At 65.8% G+C, this 4,843-nt stretch carries 4 protein-coding genes; 1 reads left to right on the top strand and 3 read right to left on the bottom strand.

All coding sequences use genetic code 11. From position 1 onward, the window contains the following. Positions 1–197: 197 nt before the first annotated feature. The 3 genes from JHD07_RS25770 to JHD07_RS25760 are packed head-to-tail and all read right to left on the bottom strand — an operon-like array spanning position 198 to position 4,038. Complete coding sequence (locus JHD07_RS25770) at positions 198–1,319, bottom strand: nickel/cobalt transporter (RefSeq protein WP_291627168.1); 1,122 nt, start codon at positions 1,317–1,319, stop codon at positions 198–200. After that, positions 1,316–1,957, bottom strand: a complete 642-nt coding sequence (locus tag JHD07_RS25765) for a DUF1007 family protein (protein ID WP_291627166.1) — start codon at positions 1,955–1,957, stop codon at positions 1,316–1,318. Before JHD07_RS25765 ends, JHD07_RS25770 begins: the two co-directional genes overlap by 4 nt. Next, the gene (locus JHD07_RS25760; protein WP_291627164.1) at positions 1,957–4,038 is read right to left on the bottom strand and encodes a M3 family metallopeptidase; all 2,082 of its coding nucleotides are present in this window, start codon (positions 4,036–4,038) and stop codon (positions 1,957–1,959) included. Before JHD07_RS25760 ends, JHD07_RS25765 begins: the two co-directional genes overlap by 1 nt. A gap of 133 nt (positions 4,039–4,171) precedes the next feature. Here JHD07_RS25760 and JHD07_RS25755 point away from each other — a divergent pair, with 133 nt between their 5' ends. After that, complete coding sequence (locus JHD07_RS25755) at positions 4,172–4,426, top strand: hypothetical protein (protein WP_291627162.1); 255 nt, start codon at positions 4,172–4,174, stop codon at positions 4,424–4,426. The last annotated feature ends 417 nt before the right edge of the window (positions 4,427–4,843 follow it).

The following is a 4,843-nucleotide window of genomic DNA, read 5'->3' as shown; positions in this document are numbered from 1 at the left end:
CTGCCCGTCGATCTCGGAATACCGCACCCGGAACGGATGAAAAAACCAGAATTGTTCGCGCGACATGGCGTCCCCCGAGACGTTCTTGTTGGTTTGAAGGACTGATAGCGGACCGGAGGGCGTTCGGGAAGCGACTGGGCTAGGCGATTGCAGCCCGTGCGCTTCTTACCCTCCCCTGGAGGGTAAGAGAGAGTGCCTCAAAAACACGTCGTCCGTTCGGCCGCGATGTAGCCGAACAGGAGGCCTGCGCCGAACAGCAGCACGACGCCGGCGGCCGCGAATTCGATGCCGCGCATGAAGAGTGCACCGCCGCCGTCGCGGCCGGCGCTGAGGCGGGCGGCGATGTCCTTGGCGGAGACGGCGACGACGGCGATGGCCGCCACCGTGATCGCGGTGCCCAATCCCATCAGGAAGGTCGCGGCGATGCCTGCCCAGAACAGGCCCTGGGCGAGCGCGAACACCAGCACCAGGATCGCGCCCGAGCAGGGACGGATACCGACGGTCAGAATGGCGGCAAAGCCGCGCCGCCAGCCTCCGGCACCGGCGAGTTCGCTCGGAGCGGGGCCGTGGGAGTGACCGCAATGCTCGTCATGAACGTGGTCGTGCCCGTGATGATGATGGGCGTGCGCATGGGCATGATCGTGGTGATGATGATGATCATGGCCGTGATGATCATGCGCATCATGGTGATGGCTGTGATCATGATGGTCATGCGGCACGCCGGCGATCGCCGGCACCGGCTGAATCGCCTGCAGCGCGCGAATGAAGATGCGGCCCTTGACCCAGACCAGGCGCAGGCCGAACAACGCGATCAGGGCGTAGCTCGCGATTTCGATGACCCCTTCCGCCTTGCACATGGTCTTTGCGGTCGCGTTCAGCACCCAGGCCGAGATGCCGACGATCAGGATCGCCACCAGCGACTGCATCAGGGCGGACGCAAACGACAGCGCGATGCCGCGCCGCGCGGTCTCGCGGTTGGCGACCAGGTAGGAGGCGATCACCGCCTTGCCATGGCCGGGGCCTGCGGCATGGAAGATGCCGTAGGCAAAGGAAATGAACAGCAGCGTCCACACCGCCGAACCGTCGGACTTGGCGGCGCGGATGGTTGCCGACATCTGGCGATAGAATTCCGACTGTTTGGCCAGGAGCCAGCCGACTACACCGCCCGCCTCGGACCCGGCCGCCTGCGCCGGGCGCGGCGCGCCGAACGGATTTTGCGCGAGGACCTCGTGAAGCGCCGCATCGGCCACGCCGACCATCAGCAGAACGGCGGCGCCGGCGAGCACGGCGCGCGCGAGCGGAGGGAGTTGCGGCTTCAAGGGCAATCCACCGTGATCTTGTTGGCGAACATCATGCCGAAATTGGCGTTCTCGCCGCTCAGGAAGGTTTGCTCGTCGAGCTTTTGGGCGCTCGCCGAACCGTCGTTCGGCCGCTCCAGCTTCATCTGGCAGCCCGCGGGCGCACCGACCAGCTTGACCGGATTCTCCTTGGCCATCTGGAAGTCGATGAAGAAGGAACGGTCGAACACTTCGAGCACCAACTGCTTGGGCTTGACCGGGTTCTTCAGCGGCAGCGTGAAGTGCAGGGTCAACACCGTGTCCTTGTAGTCCAGGTAGTAGTCGACCGGCTCCTGGAATCGCTCCTTCTTGCCGTCGGCTCGCGCGAAGGTGAAGTAGGCGTATTCCTTCAGCGACTCGACGTTGGTCTGTGCCAGGGGCTTGAGCTCCTCGCGGGTGTAGGCGCCCTTGGTCTTGCTCTCGAGCCCCTGCACCGCATAGGCCGAGAACATGTCGTCGAACGTCCAGGCGTGGCGCACGCCGGTGATGGTGCCGTCAGCGGCGTAAAGAAGCTCGCTGGTCGCAGTAATCCAGACATGCGGATGCGCGCTGGCGGCACCCGCTGCGAGCGACAGGCCGGCGGCCAGCAGCAATCCAAACAGACGGCGCATCGTGCCCATCACGCGGCCTTGGCGTTGTCGAGCAGGCCGCGGCGGCGCAGCAGCGCGTCGGGCTCCGGCGGCCGGCCGCGGAAGGCCTCGTAGGCGGCTTCGGGATCGAGCGAGCCGCCGGACGAGTAGATGTCGTCATGCAGCCGCTTGGCCACGGCGGGATCGAAGATGTCCCCGGCCTCCTCGAACGCGCCGAAGGCGTCGGCGTCCATCACCTCCGACCACATGTAGCTGTAGTAGCCCGCGGCGTAGTGGTCTCCGGTGAAGATGTGGCCGAACTGCGTGGGGCGGTGCCGCAGCGCGATCTCCTCGGGCATGCCGATCTTCTCCAGCTCGCGCCGCTCGAAGGCGCGGACATCCTGCGCGGCTTCAGCCGGCTGAGTATGGAATTCGAGGTCGACCAGCGCGGAGGAGACGAATTCGACCGTGGCAAAGCCCTGGTTGAATTTTCGCGCGGCAAGGAAGCGCCGGAGCAGGTCGTCCGGCAGCGGCTCGCCGGTCTGGTAGTGGCGGGCGAACTTCTGCAGCACCTCGGGCCGCTCCTGCCAGTGCTCGTAGAGCTGCGACGGCAGCTCGACGAAGTCGGTGAACACCGAGGTGCCCGACAGCGACGGGTAGGTCACGTTGGAGAGCATGCCGTGCAGGCCGTGGCCGAACTCGTGGAACAAGGTACGGGCGTCGTCGGGCGACAGCAGCGACGGCTCGCCGCCGGCCCCCTTGGCGAAATTGCAGATGTTGAGAACCAGCGGCGCGACATCGCCGTCGAGCTTCTGCTGGTCGCGCAGCGAGGTCATCCAGGCGCCGGAGCGCTTCGACGGCCGGGCGAAGTAGTCGCCATAGAACAGGGCCTTGTGCTTGCCGTCCGGACCCTTCATCTCCCAGACCCGGACGTCGGGGTGCCAGACCGGAACGTCCTTGCGCTCCTCGAAGGTGACGCCGAACAGGCGCGTGGCGCAGTCGAAGGCAGCGGCGATCATGTTGTCGAGGCTGAGATACGGCTTGATCGCGGCATCGTCGAAATTGGCGCGCTGGAGGCGAAGCTTCTCGGCATAGAAGCGCCAGTCCCAGGGGGCGAGCTTGAAATTGCCGCCCTCGTCCGTGATCAGCGCCTGCATCTCGTCGCGGTCGGCGAGCGCCCGCGCCCGGGCCGGCTTCCAAACCCGCTCGAGCAGGCTGCGCACCGCGTCCGGCGTCTTGGCCATGGAGTCTTCGAGCCGGTAGGCGGCATAGGTCGGGTAACCCAGGAGGTTTGCGCTCTCCTCGCGCAGCTTCAGGATTTCTCCGATGGCGGCGTTGTTGTCGTTGGCGTTGCCGTTGTCGCCGCGCGCGATGAAGGCCTTGTGGACCTTCTCGCGCAGATCGCGCCGCGCCGAGCTCTTCAGGAATTGCTCGACCGAGGAGCGCGACAGCGTGACGATGGCCTTGCCCGCCATGCCGCGCTCTTCCGCCGCAGCCTTGGCGGCAGCGATGAAGCTCTCCGGCAGGCCCTGGCGGTCGGCCTCCCCAAGCTCCAGGAACCAGTCCTGCTCGTCACCGAGCAGATGGTGGCTGAAGCTGGTGCCGAGCTGGGCCAGCCGCTCGTTGATCGCGGCCATCCGCGTCTTCGCCTCCTCGGAGAGACCGGCGCCGGCGCGGTGGAAGCGGGTGTAGGTGCGCTCCAGGAGGCGCAGCTGCTCGGGCGTGAGCCCAAGATTGGCGCGGTTCTCGTGCAGCTGGGCGATGCGACCGAACAGCACGGCGTTCATCATGATCGGATTCCAGTGCCGCGCCATCCGCAAGGAGACCTCCTTGTCGATCTCCAGGATGGCCGGGTTGGAATGCGCCGAGACCAGGTCGTAGAAGACCGCCGCGACCTTGCTCAGGAGCTTGCCCGAGCGCTCCAGCGCCGTGATGGTGTTGGCGAAGTCAGGCACCGCCGGATCGCTGGTGATCGCCGCGATCTCGGCTGCGTGGTCGGCGAAGGCTTGCTCGAAGGCCGGCAGGAAGTGCTCCGGCTCGATCTCGTCGAAGGGCGGGGCCGCGAACGGCGTCACCCAGGCCTTCAGCAGCGGATTGGTCTCGGGGTCCGTAATTTGGCGGGATTCTGACATCACAAGTCCAGTTTCGTGGCGCGATTGTTGGGCCAGCTATAGCACGCGATGGGGCTTTTTTGGGCCGTTTGCCCTTGCTCCCGGCCGCCTTTTCGGGGAGATTGCGGCCCTCGAAGTCAGGACCCCCGAAGCCATGAACGCGCCTTCCTCCTCGTCCCGCCAGATCGTCTGGTCCAGCGTCGTCACCGTCATCAGCGCGGCCATCCTGATCGGCGCCGAGGTGTTCGGCGCCGCCTTTGCCGGCGGCTGGGCGCTTGCGATTCTGTTCGGGCTCGGCGACCAGGGCGCGCACATCCTGCAGGCCGTGCTGTTCGCGCTCGGCGTGCTCGTGATGACCGCCTTCATCCGCGGCGCTCAGCGCATCGAGCCCTTCACCAAGCGCGGCTGACGCTTCCTCGCGCCAGCAACACGCGCGAGGCCCGCGAAAACTTAACGCGCGTTCATCTTCCGCGTCGCTCGCGCCACAGCGCGCAAGCAGATGTTAGGCATTCTGCTCACAGCCTAAAAAAATTCTTGCGAAGCCGAGTCAAAACACTTATGTGCGGACTTGCCCAATTTCGCACGTGCCTGTGGTCGTGTGTCAGTCGGTAGGTATCCGGACAAGAGGCCGGACAGCCGCCAAGGGGTGAAGAAGCCGAGGGGCTCTTCGGACGTGCGGAAGTCGAGACTGAAAGGTCGAGCGACCGAAGCAAACCCGGAGCGCCCAGCATCTCTCTCAAAGGGATGCCTTGTCGAAGGTGACTTCGCTCTTTGCAACCGTGACTGGCAGCCGGAGGCGAACCGGCGCACCCCGCTCTCAACGGGG

This window comes from Bradyrhizobium sp. (assembly GCF_016462955.1).
GTDB lineage: Bacteria > Pseudomonadota > Alphaproteobacteria > Rhizobiales > Xanthobacteraceae > Bradyrhizobium.
The sequence above is the reverse complement of the archived record's forward strand: the minus strand, read 5'-3'. Positions and strand labels throughout refer to the sequence as shown.

Bases quoted from the DNA above. Each gene is read 5' to 3' on its own strand.
- JHD07_RS25765 (WP_291627166.1), bottom strand. From the start codon at position 1,957: ATGGGCACGATGCGCCGTCTGTTTGGATTGCTGCTGGCCGCCGGCCTG.
- JHD07_RS25760 (WP_291627164.1), bottom strand. From the start codon at position 4,038: ATGTCAGAATCCCGCCAAATTACGGACCCCGAGACCAATCCGCTGCTG.
- JHD07_RS25755 (WP_291627162.1), top strand. From the start codon at position 4,172: ATGAACGCGCCTTCCTCCTCGTCCCGCCAGATCGTCTGGTCCAGCGTC.